Source organism: Streptomyces sp. NPDC005262 (assembly GCF_042872425.1).
Taxonomy (GTDB): Bacteria; Actinomycetota; Actinomycetes; order Streptomycetales; family Streptomycetaceae; genus Streptomyces.
Window position 1 is genome coordinate 810,521 of the sequence record NZ_JBIAKK010000002.1, and the last position, 24,048, is coordinate 834,568.

General features: G+C 69.7%; 26 protein-coding genes. 9 read left to right on the forward strand and 17 right to left on the reverse strand.

Annotation, left to right across the window (positions count from 1 at the left end; genetic code table 11):
* Nucleotides 1–96 precede the first annotated feature (96 nt).
* Nucleotides 97–324, reverse strand: coding sequence for a DUF6243 family protein (locus ACFYP5_RS08875; RefSeq protein ID WP_389032407.1), 228 nt, complete (start codon nucleotides 322–324; stop codon nucleotides 97–99).
* A gap of 280 nt (nucleotides 325–604) precedes the next feature.
* On the opposite strand from ACFYP5_RS08875, the gene ACFYP5_RS08880 reads away from it, so the two are divergent.
* Entirely contained in the window at nucleotides 605–1,612 is a 1,008-nt protein-coding gene (locus ACFYP5_RS08880) for an aldo/keto reductase (protein ID WP_389032410.1), read from the forward strand.
* Between the two features lie 80 nt (nucleotides 1,613–1,692).
* Nucleotides 1,693–2,277: a TetR family transcriptional regulator gene (locus tag ACFYP5_RS08885; protein ID WP_389032413.1), complete on the forward strand. Its 585-nt coding sequence runs from the start codon at nucleotides 1,693–1,695 to the stop codon at nucleotides 2,275–2,277.
* 51 nt (nucleotides 2,278–2,328) lie between these two features.
* Here the strand turns inward: ACFYP5_RS08885 and ACFYP5_RS08890 are convergent, their stop codons facing one another.
* Both ACFYP5_RS08890 and ACFYP5_RS08895 read right to left on the reverse strand, forming a co-directional pair.
* Nucleotides 2,329–2,532 carry a hypothetical protein gene (locus ACFYP5_RS08890; protein ID WP_389032415.1) on the reverse strand — a complete coding sequence of 68 codons (204 nt, stop codon included), beginning with the start codon at nucleotides 2,530–2,532 and terminating at the stop codon, nucleotides 2,329–2,331.
* 100 nt (nucleotides 2,533–2,632) lie between these two features.
* Entirely contained in the window at nucleotides 2,633–4,015 is a 1,383-nt protein-coding gene (locus ACFYP5_RS08895; protein ID WP_267005274.1) for a glycine--tRNA ligase, read from the reverse strand.
* A 155-nt stretch (nucleotides 4,016–4,170) separates the two neighbouring features.
* Between ACFYP5_RS08895 and ACFYP5_RS08900 the strand changes: the two genes are divergently transcribed.
* The 4 genes from ACFYP5_RS08900 (at nucleotide 4,171) to ACFYP5_RS08915 (ending at nucleotide 7,362) form a co-directional block, all read left to right on the forward strand.
* Complete coding sequence (locus ACFYP5_RS08900; RefSeq protein ID WP_389032418.1) at nucleotides 4,171–5,124, forward strand: metal ABC transporter substrate-binding protein; 954 nt, start codon at nucleotides 4,171–4,173, stop codon at nucleotides 5,122–5,124.
* A gap of 38 nt (nucleotides 5,125–5,162) precedes the next feature.
* Nucleotides 5,163–5,945: a metal ABC transporter ATP-binding protein gene (locus tag ACFYP5_RS08905; protein ID WP_389032421.1), complete on the forward strand. Its 783-nt coding sequence runs from the start codon at nucleotides 5,163–5,165 to the stop codon at nucleotides 5,943–5,945.
* The gene (locus tag ACFYP5_RS08910; protein WP_389032995.1) at nucleotides 5,942–6,856 is read left to right on the forward strand and encodes a metal ABC transporter permease; all 915 of its coding nucleotides are present in this window, start codon (nucleotides 5,942–5,944) and stop codon (nucleotides 6,854–6,856) included. Before ACFYP5_RS08905 ends, ACFYP5_RS08910 begins: the two co-directional genes overlap by 4 nt.
* Before the next feature lie 65 nt (nucleotides 6,857–6,921).
* The gene (locus ACFYP5_RS08915; protein ID WP_389032424.1) at nucleotides 6,922–7,362 is read left to right on the forward strand and encodes a Fur family transcriptional regulator; all 441 of its coding nucleotides are present in this window, start codon (nucleotides 6,922–6,924) and stop codon (nucleotides 7,360–7,362) included.
* A gap of 321 nt (nucleotides 7,363–7,683) precedes the next feature.
* Here the strand turns inward: ACFYP5_RS08915 and ACFYP5_RS08920 are convergent, their stop codons facing one another.
* The 4 genes from ACFYP5_RS08920 to leuA all read right to left on the reverse strand — a co-directional run bounded on the left by ACFYP5_RS08920 (nucleotide 7,684) and on the right by leuA (nucleotide 12,233).
* A complete protein-coding gene (locus ACFYP5_RS08920) occupies nucleotides 7,684–8,511 on the reverse strand; it encodes an isoprenyl transferase (RefSeq protein WP_389032426.1) in 828 nt (275 codons plus the stop codon).
* A 40-nt stretch (nucleotides 8,512–8,551) separates the two neighbouring features.
* Nucleotides 8,552–9,298: a DNA repair protein RecO gene (recO, locus tag ACFYP5_RS08925; RefSeq protein WP_389032428.1), complete on the reverse strand. Its 747-nt coding sequence runs from the start codon at nucleotides 9,296–9,298 to the stop codon at nucleotides 8,552–8,554.
* A 261-nt stretch (nucleotides 9,299–9,559) separates the two neighbouring features.
* Complete coding sequence (locus ACFYP5_RS08930) at nucleotides 9,560–10,237, reverse strand: TerB family tellurite resistance protein (protein ID WP_389032431.1); 678 nt, start codon at nucleotides 10,235–10,237, stop codon at nucleotides 9,560–9,562.
* Between the two features lie 208 nt (nucleotides 10,238–10,445).
* Nucleotides 10,446–12,233, reverse strand: a complete 1,788-nt coding sequence (leuA, locus tag ACFYP5_RS08935; RefSeq protein ID WP_389032433.1) for a 2-isopropylmalate synthase — start codon at nucleotides 12,231–12,233, stop codon at nucleotides 10,446–10,448.
* A 293-nt stretch (nucleotides 12,234–12,526) separates the two neighbouring features.
* On the opposite strand from leuA, the gene ACFYP5_RS08940 reads away from it, so the two are divergent.
* Together ACFYP5_RS08940 and ACFYP5_RS08945 are read left to right on the forward strand one after the other, a co-directional pair.
* Entirely contained in the window at nucleotides 12,527–13,600 is a 1,074-nt protein-coding gene (locus tag ACFYP5_RS08940) for a M4 family metallopeptidase (RefSeq protein WP_389032436.1), read from the forward strand.
* A gap of 106 nt (nucleotides 13,601–13,706) precedes the next feature.
* Entirely contained in the window at nucleotides 13,707–13,973 is a 267-nt protein-coding gene (locus ACFYP5_RS08945) for a protealysin inhibitor emfourin (RefSeq protein ID WP_389032438.1), read from the forward strand.
* 23 nt (nucleotides 13,974–13,996) lie between these two features.
* Here the strand turns inward: ACFYP5_RS08945 and era are convergent, their stop codons facing one another.
* The 7 genes from era to ACFYP5_RS08980 form a co-directional block, all read right to left on the reverse strand.
* Nucleotides 13,997–14,971 carry a GTPase Era gene (era, locus tag ACFYP5_RS08950; protein WP_326603658.1) on the reverse strand — a complete coding sequence of 325 codons (975 nt, stop codon included), beginning with the start codon at nucleotides 14,969–14,971 and terminating at the stop codon, nucleotides 13,997–13,999.
* A 172-nt stretch (nucleotides 14,972–15,143) separates the two neighbouring features.
* Nucleotides 15,144–15,497 (reverse strand): cytidine deaminase, encoded by a 354-nt coding sequence (locus ACFYP5_RS08955; RefSeq protein WP_389032441.1) that lies wholly within the window; start codon nucleotides 15,495–15,497, stop codon nucleotides 15,144–15,146.
* 53 nt (nucleotides 15,498–15,550) lie between these two features.
* A complete protein-coding gene (locus ACFYP5_RS08960) occupies nucleotides 15,551–15,904 on the reverse strand; it encodes an MmcQ/YjbR family DNA-binding protein (RefSeq protein WP_389032444.1) in 354 nt (117 codons plus the stop codon).
* The gene (locus ACFYP5_RS08965) at nucleotides 15,901–17,193 is read right to left on the reverse strand and encodes a hemolysin family protein (RefSeq protein WP_389032447.1); all 1,293 of its coding nucleotides are present in this window, start codon (nucleotides 17,191–17,193) and stop codon (nucleotides 15,901–15,903) included. The genes ACFYP5_RS08960 and ACFYP5_RS08965 overlap by 4 nt, the downstream gene beginning before the upstream one ends.
* A complete protein-coding gene (gene ybeY / locus ACFYP5_RS08970; RefSeq protein ID WP_030921061.1) occupies nucleotides 17,190–17,687 on the reverse strand; it encodes an rRNA maturation RNase YbeY in 498 nt (165 codons plus the stop codon). Before ybeY ends, ACFYP5_RS08965 begins: the two co-directional genes overlap by 4 nt.
* A 12-nt stretch (nucleotides 17,688–17,699) precedes the next feature.
* A complete protein-coding gene (locus ACFYP5_RS08975) occupies nucleotides 17,700–18,716 on the reverse strand; it encodes a PhoH family protein (protein WP_389032450.1) in 1,017 nt (338 codons plus the stop codon).
* Between the two features lie 148 nt (nucleotides 18,717–18,864).
* Nucleotides 18,865–19,968, reverse strand: coding sequence for a carbohydrate kinase family protein (locus ACFYP5_RS08980; RefSeq protein ID WP_389032453.1), 1,104 nt, complete (start codon nucleotides 19,966–19,968; stop codon nucleotides 18,865–18,867).
* Between the two features lie 329 nt (nucleotides 19,969–20,297).
* Here ACFYP5_RS08980 and ACFYP5_RS08985 point away from each other — a divergent pair, with 329 nt between their 5' ends.
* Nucleotides 20,298–21,656: an MFS transporter gene (locus tag ACFYP5_RS08985; RefSeq protein ID WP_389032454.1), complete on the forward strand. Its 1,359-nt coding sequence runs from the start codon at nucleotides 20,298–20,300 to the stop codon at nucleotides 21,654–21,656.
* On the opposite strand, the gene ACFYP5_RS08990 is transcribed toward ACFYP5_RS08985, so the two are convergent.
* From ACFYP5_RS08990 to ACFYP5_RS09000, 3 genes are read right to left on the reverse strand one after another with little or no spacing between them, the layout of a single operon-like run.
* On the reverse strand, nucleotides 21,620–22,612 hold the full coding sequence (locus ACFYP5_RS08990; RefSeq protein WP_389032456.1) for an adenosine deaminase: 993 nt from the start codon (nucleotides 22,610–22,612) through the stop codon (nucleotides 21,620–21,622). The genes ACFYP5_RS08985 and ACFYP5_RS08990 overlap by 37 nt on opposite strands.
* A gap of 41 nt (nucleotides 22,613–22,653) precedes the next feature.
* The gene (locus tag ACFYP5_RS08995) at nucleotides 22,654–23,568 is read right to left on the reverse strand and encodes a ribonuclease Z (protein ID WP_389032459.1); all 915 of its coding nucleotides are present in this window, start codon (nucleotides 23,566–23,568) and stop codon (nucleotides 22,654–22,656) included.
* Nucleotides 23,569–23,582: 14 nt separating this feature from the next.
* Nucleotides 23,583–23,942: a histidine triad nucleotide-binding protein gene (locus tag ACFYP5_RS09000; protein WP_389032461.1), complete on the reverse strand. Its 360-nt coding sequence runs from the start codon at nucleotides 23,940–23,942 to the stop codon at nucleotides 23,583–23,585.
* Nucleotides 23,943–24,048 lie beyond the last annotated feature (106 nt).

Sequence of the window (24,048 nt, forward strand, 5' to 3'; positions counted from 1 at the left end):
TGCGAGGGGCCGGACGCGGCACGGTTCAGGTACGGGTGTGGGCCCGGATCACTCGATGTGATCCGGGCCCACGGTCGTACGGGTGAGGAGCAGGCGTCAGCTCCGGGCCTGCTGGTCCTGCTCCTGGGAGTCGTCCGACCGTGCGGACTCGGCGGACTCGGCGGACTGCGCACGCTCACGCATCTTGCGCAGCAGCTCCTGCTTCTGGTCGGCCGCCGTCTTGCGGTCGGCGTTGCGCGCGGTGCCCGCGCCCTGCTGCTCGGCGCGGGACAGCTTCTTGCGCTGTCCGCCGACGCCGAGAAGGTTGTTGCGGCTCTTGGCCACGGGGTTCTCCCATTCGTGGTGAGTCGTGAGGTCGTGAGCGACCTGGGATCGATCCGATGGGCGGCGGGCGGAGAGAGTCCGGGCCCGCCGCGCTCTCACTCGTAGATCTGGAAGAACGAAGACATGCGGGAACCGTACCCCGGCCGCACCGGGCCCAGCACCCGCTTTTCGGCCCGTCCGGGTGAAGCATCACAACAATGGACTGACAGATATTGAAATCTGTCATCACTCATGCCACAGTTGTGTACGTCCCGCCCTCTCTTTCCCCTGGGAGTCCCTCATGACCGCCACCCGCACGCTCGGCTCCACCGGCCCACAGGTCTCCGCACTGGGCCTCGGCTGCATGGGCATGTCCGCGCTGTACGGCGAGAGCGACCGCACCGAGTCGATCGCCACCATCCACGCCGCGCTCGACGCGGGCATCACCCTGCTGGACACCGGCGACTTCTACGGCATGGGTCATAACGAACTGTTGATCAACGAGGCGCTGCGCACCGCTCCCGGCGCCGCTCGCGAGCAGGCGCTGACCAGCGTGAAGTTCGGTGCGCTGCGTACGGTCGAGGGCGCCTTCACGGGGTACGACGGCCGCCCTGCCGCCGTGAAGAACTTCGCCGCGTACTCGCTCCAGCGGCTCGGCACCGACCACATCGACATCTACCGGATCGCCCGTGTCGATCCCGATGTCCCGGTCGAGGAGACCATCGGTGCCATCGCCGAACTGGTCGAGGCCGGCCATGTCCGCCACATCGGCCTGTCCGAGGTCGGCGCGGACACGATCCGCCGGGCGGCGTCGGTGGCCCCCATCTCCGATCTGCAGATCGAGTACTCGCTGATCTCCCGGTCCGTCGAGGACGCGATCCTGCCGGTCTGCCGCGAGCTGGGCATCGGCGTCACGGCATACGGGGTGCTGTCGCGCGGGCTGATCAGCGGGCACTTCAGCCGCGACCGCGAGCTGGGCCCCGGCGACTTCCGCGCCATGAGCCCCCGCTTCCAGGGCGAAAACCTGCAGCACAACCTCGACCTGGTCGACGCCCTGCGCAAGATCGCCGAGCAGAAGGGTGTCTCGGTCGCCCAGATCGCCATCGCCTGGGTGCTCGGCCGGGGTACGGACATCGTGCCGCTCGTCGGCGCCCGCCGCCGCGACCGGCTCACCGAGGCTCTCGGCGCCCTGGATGTCACGCTGGACGCTGCCGACCTCGCCGCGATCGAGGAGGCCGTCCCGGCAGGCGCGGCCGCCGGTGCGCGCTACCCGGAGAACCAGATGGCCCACCTCGACAGCGAGCGCTGAGCTCCGGGTACGGTCGTCGGGGTGCGGCCCCCGCCGGGCAGCTCCCCGACCGGCGCCCTCCGAAAGGCAGCACAGACACCATGCCGTCAGCCGACCCACTGACCCCCGAGCGCATTCTCGAGGCCACCGAGGACGTGCTGCGCCGCTACGGCCCCGCCAAGGCGACGGTGGTAGACGTGGCCCGCGCGCTCGGCGTCAGCCACGGCAGCGTCTACCGCCACTTCCGCACGAAGTCGGAGCTGCGTGAGGCGGTGACCGCTCGCTGGCTCACCCGGACCGAGGTCGCCCTCACGGAGATCATCAACACGTCGGCGGAGCCCGCCCCGGCAAAGCTGCAGCACTGGCTGACGGCGCTGTTCGAGGCCAAGCGCCAGAAGGCCGGTGACGACCCCGAGCTGTTCGCCACCTACATCGTGCTGATCGGTGAGAGCACGGTCGTCGAGGCACACATCCGCGAACTGGTCGGCCAGCTGCGGGAGATCGTCGAGGAGGGCGTGCGCAGCGGGCAGTTCGCGGTCGACGATCCGGCGGTCGCCGCCCAGGCGGTCTTCGACGCGACAGCGCGCTTCCACGACCCGGCGTACGCCGCCGAGTGGCAGGCCCCCGCGATCGGCGCCGAGTTCACCGCCGTCTCGGACCTGCTGCTGCGCGGCCTGCGCGCGTAACAGCGCTGCGCACGGAGCCGGTCACGGCAGACCGCCTGACAGACGTGGGGTTCAGGCCGTCGGGTCGACCGTGGCCTGGTGGACCGCGGCGAGGTGCTCCTCGGCCTTGAGCCAGGGCAGGAACTGCACTCCCTTGCGCCAGTCACAGGTGTCGCAGCTCAGCTGCCGCTGGATCCCCGACTTCCGTACATGGACGACATGTTCACGGCCGTGCTGATCCCATCTGCTGACCTTGCTGGTGGTCATGGACGGCATCCGAGCCTCCTGTTGACGCGTGGTCGCGTGTGCCCAGTGTGCAACGAAGCCCCCGGTTCCGTACAAGGAACCGGGGGCTTCGCCGTGGAACCGTGATGCGTCAGCAGCCCAGCAGTCGGGCGCCGAGGTATGCCTGGATCTGGTCCAGCGAGACACGCTCCTGCTTCATGGTGTCGCGCTCGCGCACCGTCACCGCGTTGTCGTCGAGGGTGTCGAAGTCGACGGTGACGCAGAACGGCGTGCCGATCTCGTCCTGACGACGGTAGCGGCGGCCGATGGCGCCCGCGTCGTCGAACTCGATGTTCCAGTTCTTCCGCAGGTCGGTGGCGAGGCCCTTGGCCTTCGGCGACAGCTGCGGGTTACGGGAGAGCGGCAGCACCGCGACCTTGACCGGCGCGAGGCGCGGGTCGAGCCGCATCACGGTGCGCTTCTCCATGACGCCCTTGGCGTTGGGCGCCTCGTCCTCGATGTAGGCGTCAAGGAGGAAGGCGAGCATCGAACGGCCGACACCGGCCGCGGGCTCGATGACGTACGGAGTCCAGCGCTCGCCGGCCTCCTGGTCGAAGAACGACAGGTCCGTGCCGGAAGCGGCGGAGTGGGCCTTGAGGTCGTAGTCCGTACGGTTGGCGACACCCTCCAGCTCGCCCCACTCGCTGCCGCCGAAGCGGAAGCGGTACTCGATGTCAGCGGTGCGCTTGGAGTAGTGGGAGAGCTTCTCCTTCGGGTGCTCGAACCACCGCATGTTCTCCTCGCGCAGGCCCAGGTCCGTGTACCAGTTCCAGCGCTGCTCCATCCAGTACTCCTGCCACTGCTCGTCCTCGCCCGGCTTGACGAAGAACTCCATCTCCATCTGCTCGAACTCGCGGGTGCGGAAGATGAAGTTGCCCGGAGTGATCTCGTTCCGGAAGGACTTGCCCATCTGCGCGATGCCGAACGGCGGCTTCTTGCGCGAGGTCTGCTGCACCTGACCGAAGTTGGTGAAGATGCCCTGCGCGGTCTCGGGGCGCAGGTAGGCGACCGAGCCGGAGTCCTGGGTCGGGCCGAGGTGCGTGGAGAGCAGACCCGAGAACTGCTTGGGCTCGGTGAAGGTGCCCTTGTTGCCACAGTTGGGGCAGTTGAGGTCGGCGAGGCCGTTGACGGGCGGCTTGCCGTGCTTCTCCTCGTACGCCTCCTCCAGGTGGTCCGCGCGGAAGCGCTTGTGGCAGGAGGTGCACTCGGTCAGCGGATCGGTGAACGTGGCGACGTGGCCGGAGGCGACCCACACCTCGGGGGCGAGGATGACCGACGAGTCGATACCGACCACGTCTTCGCGCGAAGTGACCATGTAGCGCCACCACTGGCGCTTGAGGTTCTCCTTGAGCTCAACGCCCAGCGGCCCGTAGTCCCAGGCGGCGCGCTGGCCGCCGTAGATCTCACTGCAGGGGTAAACGAAGCCACGGCGCTTGCTCAGGCTGACGATGGAGTCGATCTTGTCGGCGGCCACGGTGCTCTCTTCATTACGACGACGACGAACGGCGAATGCTTCAGATTACCGGCGGGCACGCCCCCTGGATCAAATCGGTGCGTGGACAGATGGTGAGCAGAGCCTCTCACCGTGCTTGTTGACAATCGTTTCCACTTTTGTTGAAAATGAGTGTCATGAACGTACGCCGCCTCATACCCACCGCCGCTGTCGCCGGGGCCGTCGCCCTCGGCCTCGCTGCGCTCTCCGCCTGCTCCGCCTCCAACGCCGCCGAGAGCAAGAACGGCGACGAGCTGGAAGTGGTGGCCTCGTTCTATCCCATGCAGTTCCTGGCCGAGGAGATCGGCGGGACCCATGTCTCGGTCACCACGCTGACCAAGCCGGGCGTCGAGCCGCACGACCTGGAACTCAGCCCGCGCCAGATCGGCGGGCTCGGAGACGCCGACTACATCCTGTATCTCAAGGGTATCCAGCCCGCCGTCGACGACGCGATCGCGCAGTCCGGAGTCAGGAACTCGGTGGACGCCGCGAAGCTCACCACGCTGGAGGACCACGGCACGGAGACCGGCGGCGACGAGCACGGCCATGCGCACGAGGGCGAGGGGGCCGGGGCCGACCCGCACATCTGGCTGGACCCGGTGAAGTACGCCGAGGTCGCCAAGGGGGTCGGAAAGTCCCTGGAGAAGGCCGACCCGAACCACGCCGCGGACTATCGCACCAACACGGACGCCCTGGTCAAAAAGCTCGACGCGCTGAACGCGTCGTACAAGGCAGGCCTGCGGACCACCACCACCAGGACGTTCATCACCACCCACTCCGCCTTCGGGTACCTCGCCGAGCGCTACGGGCTCGTCCAGGAGGGCATCGCCGGCATCGACCCCGAGGCCGAGCCGAGCCCCGCCCGGATCAAGGACATCCACACCATCGCGGAGAAGAGCAAGGCCACCACCGTCTTCTTCGAGACGCTCGCCAGCGACAAGACCGCGAAGACCGTCGCCTCGGACACCGGCCTGAAGACCGACGTCCTCGACCCCCTCGAGGGAATCACCGCCAAGTCCAAGGGCGATAACTACATCGAGGTCATGCAGTCCAATCTCGCCGCGCTCCAGAAGGCGCTCGGCGCGAAGTGACCCACGCAACACCCGCCACAGCAGTATCGGAGACGCTCATGCCCGAGCCCCGGAGCACCAAGCCCGACCCCGTGATCACCCTGCGCGGAGCCACGGCCACGCTCGGCGCGCGCCCTGTACTGCGCGGCATCGACCTCATCGTGCGCCGCGGGGAGGTCGCCGCGCTGCTCGGAGCCAACGGCTCCGGCAAGTCGACCGCCGTCCGGTCCGTCATCGGCCAGGTCCCGCTCACCAGCGGCTCGGTGGAGTTGTTCGGTACCCCTCTGCGCCGCTTCCGTCACTGGGCGCGGATCGGCTACGTGCCGCAGCGCACCACAGCGGCGAGCGGCGTTCCTGCCACGATCCGAGAGGTCGTCTCCGCCGGGCGGCTGTCCCGTACGAAGCTGGGACCGCTGCGCAAGGCGGACCGGGACGCCGTCGACCGGGCCATCGAACTCGTCGGCCTCGGCGACCGGGCCAAGGACTCGGTGAGCGCCCTCTCCGGTGGGCAGCACCAGCGCGTGCTCATCGCCCGCGCGCTCGCCGCCGAACCCGAGCTGCTGATCATGGACGAGCCGATGGCGGGCGTCGACCTGGCCAGCCAGGAGATCCTCGCCGAGACGCTGCGCGAGCAGGTCGCCACCGGCACCACCGTGCTGCTCGTGCTGCACGAGCTGGGCCCGCTGGAGCCCCTCATCGACCGCGCGATCGTGCTGCGCGACGGCTGTGTGATGCACGACGGGCCGCCCCCGAAGGCCCTGGGCCAGCACGCGCTGCCCGGCCACGACCACGTACACCCCCACGCGGCTTCCGAGCCCGCCCGGACGGGACTGCTGACCTGATGACGGAATTCCTCCAGCCCCCCTTCATGCAGCGGGCCCTGCTCGCCGCCGTACTCGTCGGCGTCATCGCTCCCGCCGTCGGCATCTACCTCGTCCAGCGCCGCCAGGCCCTGATGGGCGACGGAATCGGCCATATCGCGATGACCGGTGTCGGGCTCGGCTTCCTGCTCTCCACCAGCCCCGTCTGGATGGCCACGGCCGTCGCCGTCGTCGGCTCGGTCGTCATGGAGCTGGTCCGCTGGTACGGGCGCACCCGCGGCGACATCGCGCTGGCCATGCTGTTCTACGGAGGCATGGCGGGCGGTGTGCTGCTGATCAACCTCTCCGACACCGGCTCCAACGCCAACCTCACCTCGTACCTCTTCGGCTCGCTGTCCACGGTCTCGTCCGAGGACATCACCGCGATCTGTCTGCTGGCCGCCTTCGTGCTGCTGGTGACGCTGGGGCTGCGTCGCCAGCTGTTCGCGGTCAGCCAGGACGAGGAGTTCGCGCGGGTCACCGGGCTGCCGGTGCGTGCACTGAACCTGCTGATCGCGGTCACCGCGGCGGTGACCGTCACCGTCGCGATGCGGGTCGTCGGTCTGCTGCTGGTCAGCGCATTGATGGTGGTGCCGGTCGCCGCCGCGCAGCAGATCTCGAAGTCCTTCAAGGTGACGTTCGTGCTGTCCGGCGTCATCGGTACGGCGGTGACCCTGGCGGGCACCGTGACCTCGTACTACCAGGACGTGCCGCCCGGCGCGACGATCGTGCTGCTGGCCATCGGCGTCTTCGTCGCCCTGGCCCTGCTCGCCGCACCGCTCGCCGCACGGCGCGCCCGCCGCAGCGAAACGGCCACGGCGCAGTGCACCCTGGAAGGGAAGGCTCCGGACGTACGGGCTTCCCGACCGGCCTCGGACGACGTCCGGGTTTGACCCCGGCACGCGGGCGGACTGGCACAATGGCCCGACAGATGTACGGGCGACACGAGGAGGCACCTGTGGCGACGGCGCCGATCAGTGGGACGAACGCATCCCCGGTACGCGGCCGGTCGACCCGGCAGCGCGCCGCGGTGGCGGCGGCGCTCGACGGAGTGGACGAGTTCCGCAGCGCCCAGGAACTGCACGACGTACTCAAGCACCGCGGTGACTCGGTCGGGCTGACCACGGTCTACCGCACCCTGCAGTCCCTCGCCGACGCGGGCGAGGTGGACGTCCTGCGCACCACCGACGGCGAGTCCGTCTACCGGCGGTGCTCGACCGGGGAGCACCACCACCATCTGGTGTGCCGGGTCTGCGGCAAGGCCGTCGAGGTCGAGGGGCCGGCGGTGGAGCAGTGGGCGGCGACGATCGCCTCGCAGCACGGGTTCGTGAACGTGGCGCACACGGTGGAGGTCTTCGGTACGTGCGCGGAGTGCGCGGAGTGCCCGACGGCGGGGTGACCGCTTCCGGGGGCTCGGCCCCCGGACCCCAGCCACCGGCTCAGGAGCCGCACGGGGCCGCAGAACAGCAGCGCCACCACGGCACCGGCACGTCGTGCCGCTCACCGAGGACAGTGCGGTGGCCACGACGGCACAACCCGTCGTGGCCACCCCCCGAATCCGCTGCCGCCGACCCGCCGCACCGACCCGGTTGCGGGCACGGCCGCCGAAGAGTCCCGCAGTACCGGGCGGTGTCTCAGCTCGGCCGCACCGTGCACGGTCCCCCGTTCCTCGCGCACGGCCCTTCCCGAGGTGTGAAGAGCCGTGATCGGAACGGCAGGCTCAGGCCGTCGGTTCCGCCTTCTCCGCCGCTTCCACCGCGCCGCCGAAGCGCCGGTCGCGCTGGGCGTACTCCAGGCAGGCCCGCCACAGGTCACGGCGGTCGAAGTCCGGCCACAGCACGTCCTGGAAGACCATCTCGGCGTACGCGCTCTGCCAGATCAGGTAGTTGGAGGTGCGCTGTTCACCGCTGGGGCGCACGAACAGGTCCACGTCCGGCATGTCCGGGTAGTAGATGTACTTCGCGAAGGTCTTCTCGTTGACCTTGGCCGGGTCCAGCTTTCCGGCTGCGACGTCCTCGGCGATGCGCTGCGCGGCGTCGGCGATCTCGGCCCGGCCGCCGTAGTTGACGCAGAAGTACAGCGTCATCTTGTCGTTGTCCTTCGTCTGCTCCTGAGCGACCTGGAGCTCCTGGACGACGGACTTCCACAGCTTCGGCATCCGGCCCACCCAGCGGATGCGGATGCCCAGTTCGTCCATCTCGTCACGCCGGCGGCGGATGACGTCGCGGTTGAAGTTCATCAGGAACTTCACTTCTTCCGGCGAACGCTTCCAGTTCTCGGTGGAGAAGGCGTACAGCGAGAGGTTCTTGACGCCCATCTCGATGCAGCCCTTGAGGACGTCCATGACGACGCCCTCGCCGACCTTGTGGCCCTCGGTGCGCGGGAGGCCCCGTTCCTTGGCCCAGCGGCCGTTGCCGTCCATCACGACGGCGACGTGCTTGGGCACCAGCTCGCCGGGGATCTTCGGGGGTGTGGCCCCGGAGGGGTGCGGCTCGGGGGTCTTGTATACGCGCCTGTTACGGCCACCGAGGATCCCGCGTACTGCCATGAGCTGTCTCGTCTCCCTGTGCCTGCTGTGCCGGTGTCGGTTACTTCTCTACGTAACGCAGCGAGCGCAGTCCGCGCTCCAGATGCCAGTGCAGATAGGCGGACACCAGCCCGCTCCCCTCCCTGACATGCCGCGCCTCGCACGCGTCGGCCGTCTCCCAGTCACCGGTGAGCAGCGCGCTCAGCAGGGCGACGGCCTCTGCTGAGGGTACGACGCTGCCGGGCACCCGGCAGTCGCCGCATATGGCACCGCCCGCCGCGACGGAGAAGAATCGGTTCGGTCCGGGCATTCCGCACTTCGCGCAGTCCTCGAAGCTGGGTGCGTAGCCGTTGACGGCAAGGGAACGCAGCAGAAAGGCGTCGAGGATCAGGTTCGGCGCGTGTGCCCCCTGGGCGAGGGTGCGCAGCCCGCCGACGAGCAGCAGATACTGCTGGACCGCGGGCTCGCCCTCGTGGTCGGTGAAGCGCTCGGCGGTCTCCAGCATCGCGGTGCCCGCGGTGTACCGGGCGTAGTCGGTGACGATGCCGCCCCCGTACGGCGCGATCGTCTCGCTCTGTGTGCAGAGCGGCAGACCGCGGCCGATCAGTTCGCTGCCGCGCGCGAAGAACTGCACGTCCACATGGGAGAACGGTTCGAGGCGGGCGCCGAACTTCGACTTCGTGCGCCGCACACCGCGGGCGACGGCCCGCACCCGGCCGTGGCCGCGGGTCAGGATCGTGATGATCCGGTCGGCCTCGCCCAGTTTCTGCGTGCGCAGCACCACGCCGTCGTCCCGGAACAAGCTCATGCGTCCATTGTCCTGTACGCGCGCACCGGAGCGGGCCCGCCCCCGAAGACCGTACGGTTCGGCTTCCGCCGGCCGATACCGCGTGCTGCGCCGCCCCGAGCTGCCGTTCCGGGGCACCTGTCCCGGCTCCCGGCCGCCGGGGGCCGGCTTCGCGGCTGCTGCGGGGCGCGGGGAGCACGAACACGCCCGCGGGAGTGCACGCCGGGAGCCTGCGGCGCGTCCGGTCGGGCGGTGCGCCCCCGGGGGATCAGGGAACAGACGCTAGGACGGGGTGCGCGCCGCCGCGGCGAGCAGCCGGGCGGTGTCGTCCGCGCAGAGCTGCAGCGCCGCACCGACCGTGGTCAGCACCTCACGCTCGGCCTGGCTGTACGGGCCGTCGGCGAGCGCGATCCTGGCACCCTGCAGCAGGATCGATTCACGTCCGGCCGGCGCCAGATGCGGGGCGAGAGGTTCCAGCGCCTCGTGGAGCTCGATGGCGAGGGCGGCGCCGCACGCCTCGGCCGCGGCGTCGAAGGCGGAGCCGTGGCCGATGTCGGCGGCGAGCACCTCGACTACGGTGGAGAGTTGCTCCTCCGTGCAGTCGTCGAACCCGGCGCTGCGCACGGTGGCCACCGCGGTCTCCAGGACCGTGCGCGAGGTGGCGCCACCGGCGGCGAGGACGCCGAGGGCGACGGTGTGGACGGCGTCCCGGAGCATCGCGGAGAACCGGGTGGTGGTGGGGTGGTCGAGCGCTTCGGTGTCGAAGTGCGTGCGGCAGGCGGCGCATTCGACGACGGGGCCCACGGTCCCGCGGCGCAGCAGCGGCACGCCGAGCACGGTGAAGCGCCGACGGCCGGTGAGGCGGCGGTAGTTGCGGTCGCCGCCGCAGCCGGGGCAGAAGAACTCGCCGTCGGCGACGGCGTCCCAGATGGTGCGGATGCCGCAGATACGCAGCTTCATGGCGCGTTGTCCCAGGGCTGACCGCACGTCGCACACCTCCGTAACGCTCCGGCAACATTGCCGTGTCGACGTGATGTTAACCACAGTCACGATGTGGCGTCAGCACCTCGATCGTCACAACCCTCGGGAGATGGCCGAACCCCGCCCCCGGGAGCCGGGTGGACGGGGTTCGACGATCATGCGCCTGTGCGCCCTTTCGGGCGCCGGGTCAGCGGGTCGCGCGGTTGACCGCGGAGACGACCGCCTTCAGCGAGGCCCGGGTGGTGTTGGCGTCGATGCCGATGCCCCACAGGACCTTTCCGTCGATCGCGCACTCGATGTACGAGGCGGCCTGGGCGCTCGCACCCTCGCTCATCGTGTGCTCGGTGTAGTCCAGCAGACGGGCGTCGATGCCGATGGCCTGCAGCGCCTCGAAGAACGCGGAGATCGGGCCGTTGCCGGAACCGGTCAGCACGGTGTCCGTGCCGTCCACGGTCGCGTCGACGGTGATCGTGTCCCGGCCGTCGGAACCGGTCGTCGTCTGACCGGAACGGATCTGCACGCGGCCCCAGGCGTTCTCCGGGTTGGGCAGGTACTCGTCCTGGAACGTGGACCAGATCTGCGTCGGCGTGACCTCGCCGCCCTCGGCATCGGTCTTGGCCTGAATGATCCGGGAGAACTCGATCTGCATCCGCCGCGGCAGGTCCAGCTTGTGGTCGTTCTTCAGGACGTAGGCGATTCCGCCCTTGCCGGACTGCGAGTTGACCCGGATGACGGCCTCGTACGAGCGGCCGACGTCCTTCGGGTCGATCGGCAGGTACGGCACCGCCCACTCGATCTCGTCGACGGTCTTGCCCTGGGCGGCCGCGTCGGCCTCCATGGCGTCGAAGCCCTTCTTGATGGCGTCCTGGTGGGAGCCGGAGAAGGCGGTGTAGACCAGGTCGCCCGCGTAGGGGTGGCGCGGGTGGACCTCCATCTGGTTGCAGTACTCGCTGGTGCGACGGATCTCGTCGATCTGCGAGAAGTCGATCTGCGGGTCGACGCCCTGCGAGAACAGGTTCATGCCCAGCGTCACCAGGTCGACGTTGCCGGTGCGCTCGCCCTGGCCGAACAGGCAGCCCTCGATCCGGTCCGCGCCGGCCATGATGGCCAGTTCCGCGGCGGCGACGGCGGTGCCACGGTCGTTGTGCGGGTGGACCGACAGGCAGACGTGCTCGCGACGCGACAGGTTGCGCGACATCCACTCGAACCGGTCCGCGTGCGTGGACGGCGTCGAACGCTCCACGGTGGCGGGCAGGTTGAGGATGATCTCGCGGCCCTCCTCGGGCTGCCAGACGTCACAGACGGCCTCGCAGACCTCCAGGGCGAAGTCGAGCTCGGTGTCGGTGAAGATCTCCGGGCTGTACTGGTAGCCGAAGATCGTCTCGTCGCCGAGGATCTTCTCCGCGTACTCCATGACCAGTCGGGTGCCGTCCACCGCGATCTGCTTGACCTCCTCCTTCGAGCCGCGGAAGACCACGCGGCGGAAGGTGGGGGCGGTGGCGTTGTACAGGTGCACGGTGGCCCGGCGGGCGCCGCGCAGCGACTCGACGGTCCGCTCGATCAGCTCCTCGCGAGCCTGGGTGAGGACGGAGATCGTCACGTCCTCGGGGATCGCGCCCTCTTCGATGATGGAGCGGACGAACGCGAAGTCGGTATCGCCGGAGGACGGGAAACCGACCTCGATCTCCTTGTAGCCCATGCGCACGAGCAGGTCGAACATCTCGCGCTTGCGGGCCGGCGACATCGGGTCGATCAGCGCCTGGTTTCCGTCACGCAGATCGGTGGACAGCCAGCGGGGCGCCACGGTGATCCGGTTGTCGGGCCAGGTGCGGTCGGGGATTGCGACGGCCTCGTACCGGCCGTACTTGTGAATCGGCATCCCGGACGGCTTCTGCAGCGCGGTGGCGTTGGTGATCGGCGTGGGGCGGCCTACGGAGTTCTCGGCAGAGTTCCGGGCGGGATTCACGGCGGTCATGGCGTACGGCTCCTCGGGGTCCAGCAATGGGACGGCCGACTGTGTCGCTGCAGCACCAGACTCCGCGGGGAGGGGGTCGGCCTACGACTACAGGCCCTCGCCGCGGCAGCTAAGAAGAAGCAGCCCGTAACGCATGATGCAACGAGACTAACCGAGGGATGCCTGGCACGTCGGTCCGTATCAGTATGCGGGACCAGGTGCCGGTAACGGGTAAAGAGTGATCAGTCACTCCATTTCGTCAATCCTGATCGCAATCAGTGACAGGGAGGTGACGCGGTGCCACAGTCGGACCCATGCAGCCTCGACCTCAGCACGGGTTCCACCCCGTCTTCTGCACGATCGTGCCGCCCCATGTTCTCGACAAGCTGTCACAGGCCGACGACCCCGGTCTCTCCGGTCCGGCCCGCCGCACCCTGGAGGGCGACGCCGCCCGGCGCACCCGCCGCCAGATGACCACCCTCGTCCCCTCCGTGCCCACCGTGGCGACGGGGACGGAGTCCGACAAGCCCGAGCGCGTCCTGTACGACTGCCGGCACGGCACGCAGCTGCCGGGCTTCAAGGTCCGCTCCGAGGGGGAGCAGCCGACGCAGGACGCGAGCGTCAACCGCGCGTACGCGGGGCTCGGCGCCACCTTCGAACTTCTTTTCACGGCGTACGGTCGCCGTTCGATCGACGGCAACGGGCTGCCGCTGATCGGCTCCGTGCACTACGACGAGCAGTACAACAACGCGTTCTTCGACGGCGAGCAGATGGTCTTCGGCGACGGGGACGGCGAGATCTTCCTCGACTTCACCGTGGCCATCGACGTGATCGGTCACGAACTGACGCACGGCCTCACCCAGTACACGGCCAACCTGAGCTATTTCGGCCAGTCGGGCGCGCTCAACGAGTCCATGTCCGACGTCTTCGGCTCCCTGGTCAAGCAGTACTCGCTGGGCCAGACAGCGGACCAGGCCGACTGGCTGATCGGCGCCGGGCTGCTGGCCCCCCGGGTCCAGGGGAAGGCGCTGCGCTCGATGAAGGCACCGGGAACGGCGTACGACGACGATGTGCTCGGCAAGGACCCGCAGCCCTCGTCGATGGAGGACTACATCCACACCACCGAGGACAACGGCGGTGTACATCTGAACTCCGGCATCCCGAACCGCGCCTTCTACCTGCTGGCCACGGCGCTCGGCGGCAAGGCGTGGGAGCGGGCGGGCCGGCTCTGGTTCGACGTGCTCACGGGCGACGGACTGGCCGGGGACGCGGACTTCTCGGACTTCGCCCGCCTGACGGTCGAGGCGGCGAAGGACCGCTACGGCGAGGGCGACGAGCTGGAGGCGGTACGGAAGGCCTGGTCGGAGGTCGGCGTGCCGTCCGCGTAGCCCCGGGGGCGAGCCCCTCGGAATCCCCCATGCCTGTGCGGCCATGGGGGATTGGGGAGCGGTGTCCGGGGCAGAGGCCCGGGAACAAGCCGAGAGGAGTCGGGCCGTGCGCATCGAGGTACACCGCACCGGCGGTTTCGCCGGCATCGCACGCCACCGCGAGGTCGACACCTCGGGCCTGGCCGACGCCGCCGACTGGGAGGCCCTGGCCGAATCCGCGCTCGCGGACGGCCGGGGTACCCCGCCGCCCGGGGTGCCGGACGGCTTCCAGTACCGGATCACGGTCGGCGACCGCACCGTCCACTGCGCGGATCCGCATCTGACCGAAGCGCAGCGCGCACTGGTCTCACGCGTCCTCAAGGAGGGCGCGTGAGACCGGTGCGCAGCTGACCCGCCTCAGAATCCGAGCTTGCGCAGCTGCTTGGGATCGCGCTGCCAGTCCTTGGCGACCTTCACATGCAGGTCCAGGAAGACCGGCGTGCCGAGCAGCGCCTCGATGTGCTTGCGCGACTTCATGCCGACCTCCTTCAGCCGCTTGCCCTTCGGGCCGATGATGATGCCCTTCTGGCTGGGCCGCTCGATGTAGACGTTCGCGTGGATGTCGAGCAGCGGCCGGTCCGCGGGACGGTCCTCGCGCGGCAGCATCTCCTCGACGACGACCGCGATGGAGTGCGGCAGCTCGTCGCGTACGCCTTCGAGCGCGGCCTCCCGGATCAGCTCCGCGACCATGACCATCTCGGGCTCGTCGGTGAGGTCGCCCTCCGGGTACAGCGGCGGGCTCTCGGGGAGCAGCGGGGCGATCAGGTCGGCGAGCAGGTCGACCTGGCTGTCCTTCACGGCGGAGACCGGGATGATCTCGGCCCACTCGAAGCCGAGCTCCTCGCCGAGGCGGGAGACGGCGAGCAGCTGTTCGGCGAGCTGCTTGGAGTCGACCAGGTCGGTCTTGGTGATGATCGCGATCTTCGGGGTCTTCTTGATGCCCGCGAGTTCCTTGACGATGAACTTGTCGCCGGGGCCGAGCTTCTGGTCGGCGGGCAGGCAGAAGCCGATGACGTCGACCTCGGCCCAGGTGGTGCGTACGACGTCGTTGAGCCGTTCGCCCAGCAGGGTGCGCGGCTTGTGGAGGCCGGGGGTGTCGACCAGGATCAGCTGCGCATCCTCGCGGTGCACGATGCCGCGCACCGTGTGCCGGGTGGTCTGGGGCCGGTTGGAGGTGATCGCCACCTTCTGGCCCACCAGAGCGTTCGTGAGGGTGGACTTGCCCGCGTTGGGGCGGCCCACGAAGCAGGCGAAGCCGGCCCGGTGGGGGGCGTTGTTCTCAGCCTGCTGCGCAGCAGCTTCTGGGTTAGGTCGAGCGCTCATGGCGCCCATTGTCCCCGATCCGGACGGCCCTGCCGCACAGCGGGCCGCCGCATGGCTTCCCGGGCGTCGTCCCAGGCCGTACCGGCGCGGCTCCGACGAGCCCGGTACGGGACGACGGCCCGGCTCATTCCGGCGACTGGCACCCGCGGCCGGGTGCGCTCGGCGGTGTGTCGGCCCGGCGTCAGCCGGCCGTCACGCTGAGCCGGACCACACCGTCCGGCCCGGCCAGCAGCACCGGGGTCGCCGGCCCGCCCAGGTCCCGTACAGCCGCACGGTCCGCGTCCGACGGGGCCTCGGCCTCGGAGACGATCGCGGCCGCCTCCAGGGAGGTCGCGCCGCTGGCCACCGCCATCGCGACGGCGGTCTGCAGCGCACTGAGCCTCAGCGACTCCAGCTGCACGGTCCCCGCGACATAGGTACGCCCGGTCTCGTCCCGTACGGCCGCGCCCTCCGGCACACCGTTGCGGGCGCGGGTGCTGCGCGCCAGGGTGACGATCTTGCGGTCCTCGGGGCCGAGGTCGGTGCTCTCAGTCATGTGCCGAGCATACGAAGCGGGTGGCCTGGTCCCCGCTCCGCCCCCGCAGAGAACTACGCCCGGTCCAGCCGCAACCGTTCCGCCCGCGGCAGCCCCGCCACCACCAAGTCGTACGAGTCCTCGATCAGCTCCCGCAGCAGCCGGCCCGGCACCCCGGACACGGTCACCGTGTTCCAGTGCCGCTTGTTCATGTGCCAGCCCGGCACGATCGCCGCGTACTCCTCCCGCAACCGCACCGCGTCATCCGGATCGCACTTCAGATTGATCGTCAGCGGCCGCCCGTCCAGCGCGCTGAGAGCGAACATCTTGCCGAGCACCTTGAACACCGAGGCCTCCGGTCCGAACGGAAACTCCTCGACACTCGCGTTGAACTCCAGGCAGAACGCCCTCAGCTCCTGCGGAGTCATTCCGCCTTCGCCTCCTCCGGCCCAACCGGCTCCACCAGCACCGTGACAATCTTGTTCCGGCGCCCCGCCGGAGACTCCGCCGTCAGCCGCAGCCGACGCCCGTCGGGCAGGTCGACGACCGCCGACGCCCCGGCGATCGGCACCCGGCCCAGCGCCTTCGCGAGCAGCCCGCCCACCGTTTCCACGTCCTCGTCGTCGTACTCGTCGAGGTCGAACAGGTCTCCGAGGTCGCCGATGTCGAGCCGGGCGGTCACCCGGAAGCAGTCGTTCTCCAGCGCCTGGACGGGTGGCAGTTCGCGGTCGTACTCGTCGGTGATCTCGCCGACGATCTCCTCCAGGATGTCCTCGATCGTGACGATCCCCGCCGTACCGCCGTACTCGTCGATGACGACGGCGACATGGCTGCGCTCCTGCTGCATCTCACGCAGCAGATCCCCGGCGTTCTTCGTGTCCGGCACGAACGCGGCCGGCCGCATCGCCGTGGAGACCAGATCGGCCTCCGACTCCCGGTTGATGTGCGTCTTGCGGACGAGGTCCTTGAGGTAGACGACCCCGACGATGTCGTCCTCGTTCTCCCCGGTGACCGGGATCCGCGAGAACCCTGAGCGCAGGGCCAGGGTCAGCGCCTGCCGGATCGTCTTGTACCGCTCGATGCAGACCAGGTCCGTCCGCGGCACCATCACCTCGCGTACGAGCGTGTCACCGAGCTCGAAGACGGAGTGCACCATGCGCCGCTCATCGTCCTCGATCAGCGACTCCTGCTCGGCGAGGTCGACCATCGCCCGCAGCTCGGCCTCGCTCGCGAACGGGCCCTTGCGGAACCCCTTGCCGGGTGTGAGCGCGTTGCCGAGCAGGATCAGCAACTGCGGGATCGGGCCCATGATCCTGGCCAGCGGCAGCAGCACGTACGCCGCCGCCGTCGCCGTGTTCAGCGGGTGCTGCCGGCCGATGGTCCGTGGCGAGACCCCGATGGCGACGTACGAGACGAGGACCATCACGCCCATGGCGACGGCCAGCGCCTCCCAGGTCTCCGTGAACTCCTGGAGGCAGGCGTACGTGACGAGCACCCCCGCCGCCATCTCGCAGGCGACCCGCACCAGCAGGGCGACGTTGAGATAACGGGTCGGGTCCGCCGCGACCTGTTCCAGCTTGTCGCTGCCGCGCCGCCCGGACCGGACCGCCTCGGCGGCCCGGAAACTCGACGTCCGGGCGATGCCCGCCTCGGCGCAGGCCGCCAGCCAGCCGACGACGATCAGCAGGACGGCGCCGGTGATGAGGGGGACGCTCACGACACGGTCGGGGCGGGTGACGGACCGGTCAGGCCGTGCTCGGCGCGCCAGCCGTCGACGATCGCCGCCTGGAGACCGAACATCTCGGCCTTCTCGTCCGGCTCCTCATGGTCGTACCCGAGGAGATGCAGCACTCCGTGGACGGTGAGGAGCTGGAGCTCCTCGTCCATGGAGTGCTGGGTCTCCGCGTCCTCACCCTGCTTCTTCGCCACCTCGGGGCAGAGCACGATGTCACCGAGGAGGCCCTGCGGGGGCTCCTCGTCGTCCTTGGCCGGCGGACGCAGTTCGTCCATCGGGAAGGACATGACATCCGTCGGACCCGGCAGGTCCATCCACTGGATGTGGAGCTGCTCCATGGCGTCGGTGTCCACCACGATCACCGAGAGTTCGGAGAGCGGGTGGATCCGCATCCGCGCGAGCGCGTAGCGGGCGATGTCGAGGATCGCCTGCTCGTCGACCTCGGTTCCGGACTCGTTGTTGACGTCGATCGACATGGCGCGCTGCGACTACTTCCCGTTGTGGCTGTCTCGGTTGTCGTACTTCTCGTACGCGTCGACGATACGGCCGACCAGCTTGTGCCGGACGACATCCTGGGAGGTGAGCCGGGAGAAGTGCACGTCCTGGACACCGTCGAGGATGTCCTGTACCTGGCGCAGGCCGCTCTTCGTGCCGTTCGGCAGGTCCACCTGGGTGACGTCACCGGTGACGACGATCTTCGAGTCGAAGCCGAGGCGGGTCAGGAACATCTTCATCTGCTCGGCGCTGGTGTTCTGCGCCTCGTCGAGAATGATGAACGCGTCGTTGAGCGTGCGGCCGCGCATGTATGCCAGCGGTGCCACCTCGATCGTGCCCGCCGCCATCAGCCGCGGGATCGAGTCGGCGTCGAGCATGTCGTGCAACGCGTCATAGAGCGGGCGCAGATACGGGTCGATCTTGTCGAAGAGCGTGCCGGGCAGGAAGCCGAGCCGCTCCCCCGCTTCGACGGCGGGCCGGGTCAGGATGATCCGGCTGACCTGCTTGGACTGCAGGGCCTGGACCGCCTTCGCCATGGCGAGATAGGTCTTGCCGGTACCGGCGGGTCCGATGCCGAAGACGATCGTGTGCTTGTCGATCGCGTCCACGTACCGCTTCTGGTTGAGCGTCTTGGGGCGGATCGTGCGACCGCGGCTGGAAAGGATGTTCTGGGTGAGCACCTCGGCGGGAGTCTCGCCCTGCGGCTCCCCCTGACCGTTGCCGCTCGCCCGGAGCATGGCGATCGAGCGTTCCACTGCGTCCTCCGTCATCGGCTGCCCGGTGCGGAGCACGAGCATCATCTCGTCGAACAAGCGCTGGATCAGGGCGACATCGGCCGCGTCCCCGATGGCACTGATCTCATTGCCCCGGACATGGATATCGGCGGCCGGGAACGCCGTTTCGATCACGCGCAGCAGCGAGTCTCCCGATCCCAGGAGCATCACCATGGGGTGTGCGGCCGGAATCCTGATCTGGGCACGCGCCTGCGGCTGTGTGGGTGTCTGAGTCATGGGCCGGCCCTCGGGCCTGCACATACCTCCCGTTGCAGGGTTCTCGCTGCTCGACAACCTCTGGATTACCAAGCGTACGACTCCGCACGGACAACACCGAGGGCTTTTTCGTACGCATGGCGAACACGCGTGCCCGCATACCCCTGCGTCACGCCGGGCTACGGAAGCCGATCGTGGGTACGGCCCGGCGCAGCGGCCAGGGCCGGGCGGCCGCGGGCAGCAGGTCCTCCAGGAACGCGTACCGCTGCAGCGCCGCCGGATCCTGGCCGTCGCAGGTGCGGACCCGCTGCCACCAGGCGGCGATCTCCGCCCAGCCCGGCGCCGACAGGGACCCGCCGAACTCCTGCACCGAGAGCGCCGCGGTCAGTCCCGCGAAGGCCAGCCGGTCGGCCAGCGGCCAGTCCGCCAGGGTGCCGGTGACGAAACCGGCGACGAAGACGTCACCCGCGCCGGTCGGATCCAGCGCCTCGACCTCGATCGCGGGCACCTCGGCGGTGACACCGGTCGCCGCGTCCACCGCGTACGCGCCCTCCGCACCGAGGGTGACGACGGCGAGCGGCACCCGCTCGGCCAGGTCGTGGGCGGCGGCGCGCGGGCAGTCGGTGCGCGTGTAGCGCATCGCCTCCTCCGCGTTGGGCAGAAAGGCCTGGCAGTGCTCCAGGTCGGGCAGCGCATCCAGGTCCCACCGGCCGGTCTCGTCCCAGCCGACGTCGGCGAAGATCCGGGCGCCGTGCCGGGCCGCGGTGGCCACCCACGGTTCGCTGCGGCCGGGAGCCAGTGAGGCCACGGCGGCGCGGGCGCGCGGCGGGCAGTGCGGGAAGGTCCGGTTCGCCGGGGTGGCGGGCGACGGGGCCTCGTGGCCGTGCGAGACCATCGTCCGCTCGCCCTCGTACGCCATCGACACGGTCACCGGCGAATGCCAGCCGGGGACGGTGTGCGACATCGAGAGGTCGATGCCCTCGCCCTGCTCGAGGGCGTCCCAGCAGTACTCCCCGTAGTGGTCGTCACCGAATGCCGCGGCGAGCGAGGTGTGCAGTCCGAGTCTGGCCAGCGCGGTGGCCATGTTGGCGACCCCGCCCGGGCTGGAGCCCATGCCGCGTGCCCAGGACTCGGTGCCGCGCACCGGGGCGCTGTCCAGGCCGGTGAAGACGATGTCGAGGAAGACCGTGCCGGTGAGGAACACATCGCAGGCCGGGTCCTGCGGGGCGCGCAGTCCGTCCAGTGGGTCGATGCCTGGATTGTCTGTGCTCACCTTGCACTCCCCGGTCGTGGCAGATCCCGCCAGTGTGCCCGATACGCGTACGCATCCGGAGGGTCCGCGCCGCCGCGCCGGGAGGGCGTGCGGCCCTCCTGCGCGCACATACGCTGACCTGCGTAAACATTCGCTGCTACCCAGCCGGTAAGACCGTAAACAGAGATGTGACCCAGATCACATCAAGGCGCCTTTCGGTCGACTGTGCGCACTTGATACAAATTGGCGCGCGAGCATCGCCGTCGGCGTCACCGACGGGTGCGCCGCTTCCCCCGCATTTTCCCGCATCGCCCTCCCCTGCCTTCTTCGGCATGTCTTCAGGAACTCCCATGTCCTCGCGCCCGCGCGCCGCGTGGCCCCTGGTCGCCGTGTTCACCGCCGGTTACCTCGCCGCCTATCTGCTCCCCACCCTCGTAGCCAGGCTCTCCACCCATCTGGGCCTCAGCGCGGCCCAGGCCGGTCTGGTCGGCAGCGCCCTGCTGCTGAGTTCGGCCTGTGCCGGGTTCTCGCTGGCCGGCCGGGTCGAGGTGTACGGACTGCGCAGACCGGCACGGACCGGGCTGCTCCTGGCCGTGGCGGGGTACGGCTGCGCCGCACTGACGACCTCCGTGCCGCTGGTGGTCATGGGCGCCATGATCGGCGGCTTCGGCTCCGGTACGGCGACGGCGGTGGCCGCGGCAGGCATCGCCGCGCAGCGCGATCCGCACCGCACCTCGTCCCTGGGACTGCTCAGCGTCTCCGCGACCGCGGGCGTCCTCTATCTGACGATGCCGCACCTGGGCGGCGGCCACCGGCTGCCGTTCGCCTCGATCGCGCTGGTCGCCCTGCTCGTCTGGCCCGCCACCGCACGGCTCGGCGGCTCGGCGGCCACCGGCGCCGGCACGCCCGCCTCCGGGCGGCTGCCGCACCGCCGCTCCGGTCTGGTGCTGGCGGGCGGCATGCTCGTCTGGTCCATGGCACAGAACGCACTGTGGGGGGTCAGCAGCCGGATCGGGGTGGGCCAGGCCGGGCTCTCCGAGGTCACTGTCGGCGCGGTGTTCGCCGCCGCGCTCGGCGCCGGTCTGCTCGGTGTGATGGGTGCCGGGGTGCTGGGCGCACGGCTCGGCCGGGCCGTACCGATCGGTCTCGGGACGATGATCATCGCGGCCAGCATCGTGCTCAGCTCGTCGGCCGGCGGCCTCGGTTCGTTCGCCGCCGGCGAGATCACGTGGAACACCGTCTACCCGGTGGTCCTCTCGTATCTGATCGGACTGGCCGCGGCCCTGGACGTACGCGGACGCTGGGCGGTCCTTGCGGGCTCCGCGTCGTCCGTCGGCGTGGCCTGCGGCCCGGTCCTCGGCAGTGTGCTGTCCGATGTGGCCGGCTATCCGGTGATGGGCTTGATCCTGGGAGCCGTGACGCTGCTGGTCGCCGCTCCGGTCACGGCTGTCGCGCTGCACACCGGTGGCCGTCCGCTGGTGCCCGGTTCGGTCCGGCGCCGGGGCGGCGCTCCCGCGGCCCTGCTCGCCGCGACCACCGGAACGCTGTCCGGTGCGGTGCCGAAGATGGGTTCGCCCGAACAGGCCGTCACGGAGATCAGCGTGCCTGCGCTGCGCCGCAGGCGCCTCGGCAGGAACGCGTTCCGGACGGCCGGTCCGTCGGGTGCGGGCGGTCAGTCGAACGCGTACGCCTCGACCTCCGACAGATAGCGCGACCTGCGCTCCTCGTCGTGGTCGAGGAAGGCCGCCTCGAAGGAGTTGCGGGCCAGCGTGCGCAACTGCTCACGCTCCAGGCCGAGCGCCTCATGGACGGCGTGGAAGGTGTCTCCGACGTATCCGCCGAAGTAGGCGGGGTCGTCGGAGTTCACCGTGCAGACCAGCCCGGCGTCCAGCATGGCGCGCAGGGGGTGGTCCTCCAGGGTGTCGACGGCGCGCAGCCGCACGTTGGACAGCGGGCAGAGCGTGAGCGGCACCCGCTCGGCGACGAGCCGCTTCACCAGCTCCGGGTCCTCCATGCAGCGCAGCCCGTGATCGATGCGCTCGACCCCGAGGATGTCGAGCGCCTCCCGGATGTACTCGGGCGGGCCCTCTTCGCCGGCGTGTGCGACCTTCCGCAGCCCGAGCGCCTCGGCCGCCTCGTACACCTCACGGAATTTCGCGGGCGGATGCCCGACCTCCGCCGAGTCGAGGCCGACGGCGCTGATCCGGTGCAGATGGGGCTTCGCGGCGTCGAGGGTCTCCAGGGCCGACGCGGCGGACTGGTCACGCAGGAAGCACATGATCAGCTGGGTGGAGATGCCGTGCTCCTCCTCGCTGCGGTCGAGCGCCCGGCCGAGTCCTTCGACGACGGTGCCGATCGGGACGCCACGGGCGGTGTGCGCCTGCGGGTCGAAGAAGATCTCCGCGTGGCGCACGCCCTGGGCGGCGGCGCGGGTGAGATAGGCGTCGGCGAGCTCCTCGAAGTCCTGCTCGGTGCGCAGGACGGCCATCAGCGCGTAGTACAGGTCGAGGAAGGTCTGCAGATCGTCGAAGAGGTAGGCGGTGCGCAGCTCTTCGGTGTTCGCGTACGGCAGCTCCACGCCGTTGCGCGCGGCGAGGACGAAGGCCAGCTCGGGTTCGAGGGTTCCTTCGATGTGGAGGTGGAGTTCGGCCTTGGGGAGTTGCACGGGTTTCTCGCTAACGAATGCTGTTGCTGTCGCTGTTGGTGTCACTGCTGCTGATGGCGGGTGGGGACGGGAACGCTCATCAGGTCCTGGGCAATGGTCAGTTCGCCTTCGAACCCGGCGGCACGGGCCTGGGTGGCGAAGACATCCGGGTCCGCGTACCGCTGTGAGAAGTGCGTGAGCACGAGATGCCGTACGCCCGCCTCCCGGGCCACCCCGGCCGCCTGCCCGGCGGTGAGATGACCATGGTCGGTGGCGAGACGTTCGTCCTCGTCGAGGAAGGTCGACTCGATGACCAGCATGTCGCACCCCTCGGCGAGCGCGTACACGCCGTCGCAGAGCCTTGTGTCCATGATGAACGCGAAGCGCTGTCCGCGCCTGCTCTCGGACACCTCGTCGAGGCCCACGCCGCCCAGCGTCCCCTCGCGCTGGATCCGACCGACGTCCGGCCCGCTGATCCCGTGCTCGGCGAGCCGGTCGGGGAGCATGCGCCGCCGGTCGGGCTCCACGAGGCGGTAGCCGAACGACTCGACGGGGTGCGAGAGCCGGTGGCTGTGCAGGGTGTACGCGTCCGTCTCGGCGAGGATCCCGTCGGCGGCGACCGGGGCCTCGGCCAGCTGGACGGACTCGCGGTAGGCGGTCGCGTACCGCAGCCGCTCGAAGAAGTGCCGGCCGCTCGCCGGGTAGTGCGCGGTGACGGGGTGCGGTACCTGGTCGAGGTTGATCCGCTGGATCACCCCGGCCAGGCCGAGCGAATGGTCGCCGTGGAAGTGAGTGATGCAGATCCGGTTGATGTCGTGCGCGGCGACCCCGGCCCGCAGCATCTGGCGCTGGGTGCCCTCGCCCGGGTCGAAGAGGATGCCCTCGCCGTCCCAGCGCAGCAGATAGCCGTTGTGGTTGCGGTGCCGGGTGGGGACCTGGCTGGCGGTGCCGAGGACGACGAGTTCTCGTACGGACATGATGCGGCGGCCTGTTATCCCGGAGGCCACTGCATTCCGCGGCCGCCCAGGACGTGGGCGTGCGCGTGGAAGACGGTCTGCCCGGCACCGGCGCCGGTGTTGAAGACGACCCGGTAACCGCTGTCGGTGATCTTCTCGTCCGCGGCGACGTGCCCGGCCTCGCGCATTATGTCGGCGGCGATCTGCGGTTCGGCGGCGGCGAGGGTGGCGGCGTCGCGGTGGTGGACGCGCGGGATGATGAGGATGTGGGTGGGAGCCTGGGGGTTGATGTCGCGGAAGGCGACGGTCGTCTCGGTCTCGCGGACGATGGTTGCCGGGACGTCCCCCGAGACGATCTTGCAGAACAGGCAGTCGGGCTGCGGTTCTCCCGCCATGGCCGGGCTCCTCGGTCGCGTGGTTGATCCGTACACGGGCATGCTATCGGGCCTGGTCGCCCCGTTCTCGAAGCCGGGGCGGACCCCGGCTTCGAGAACGGGCGAG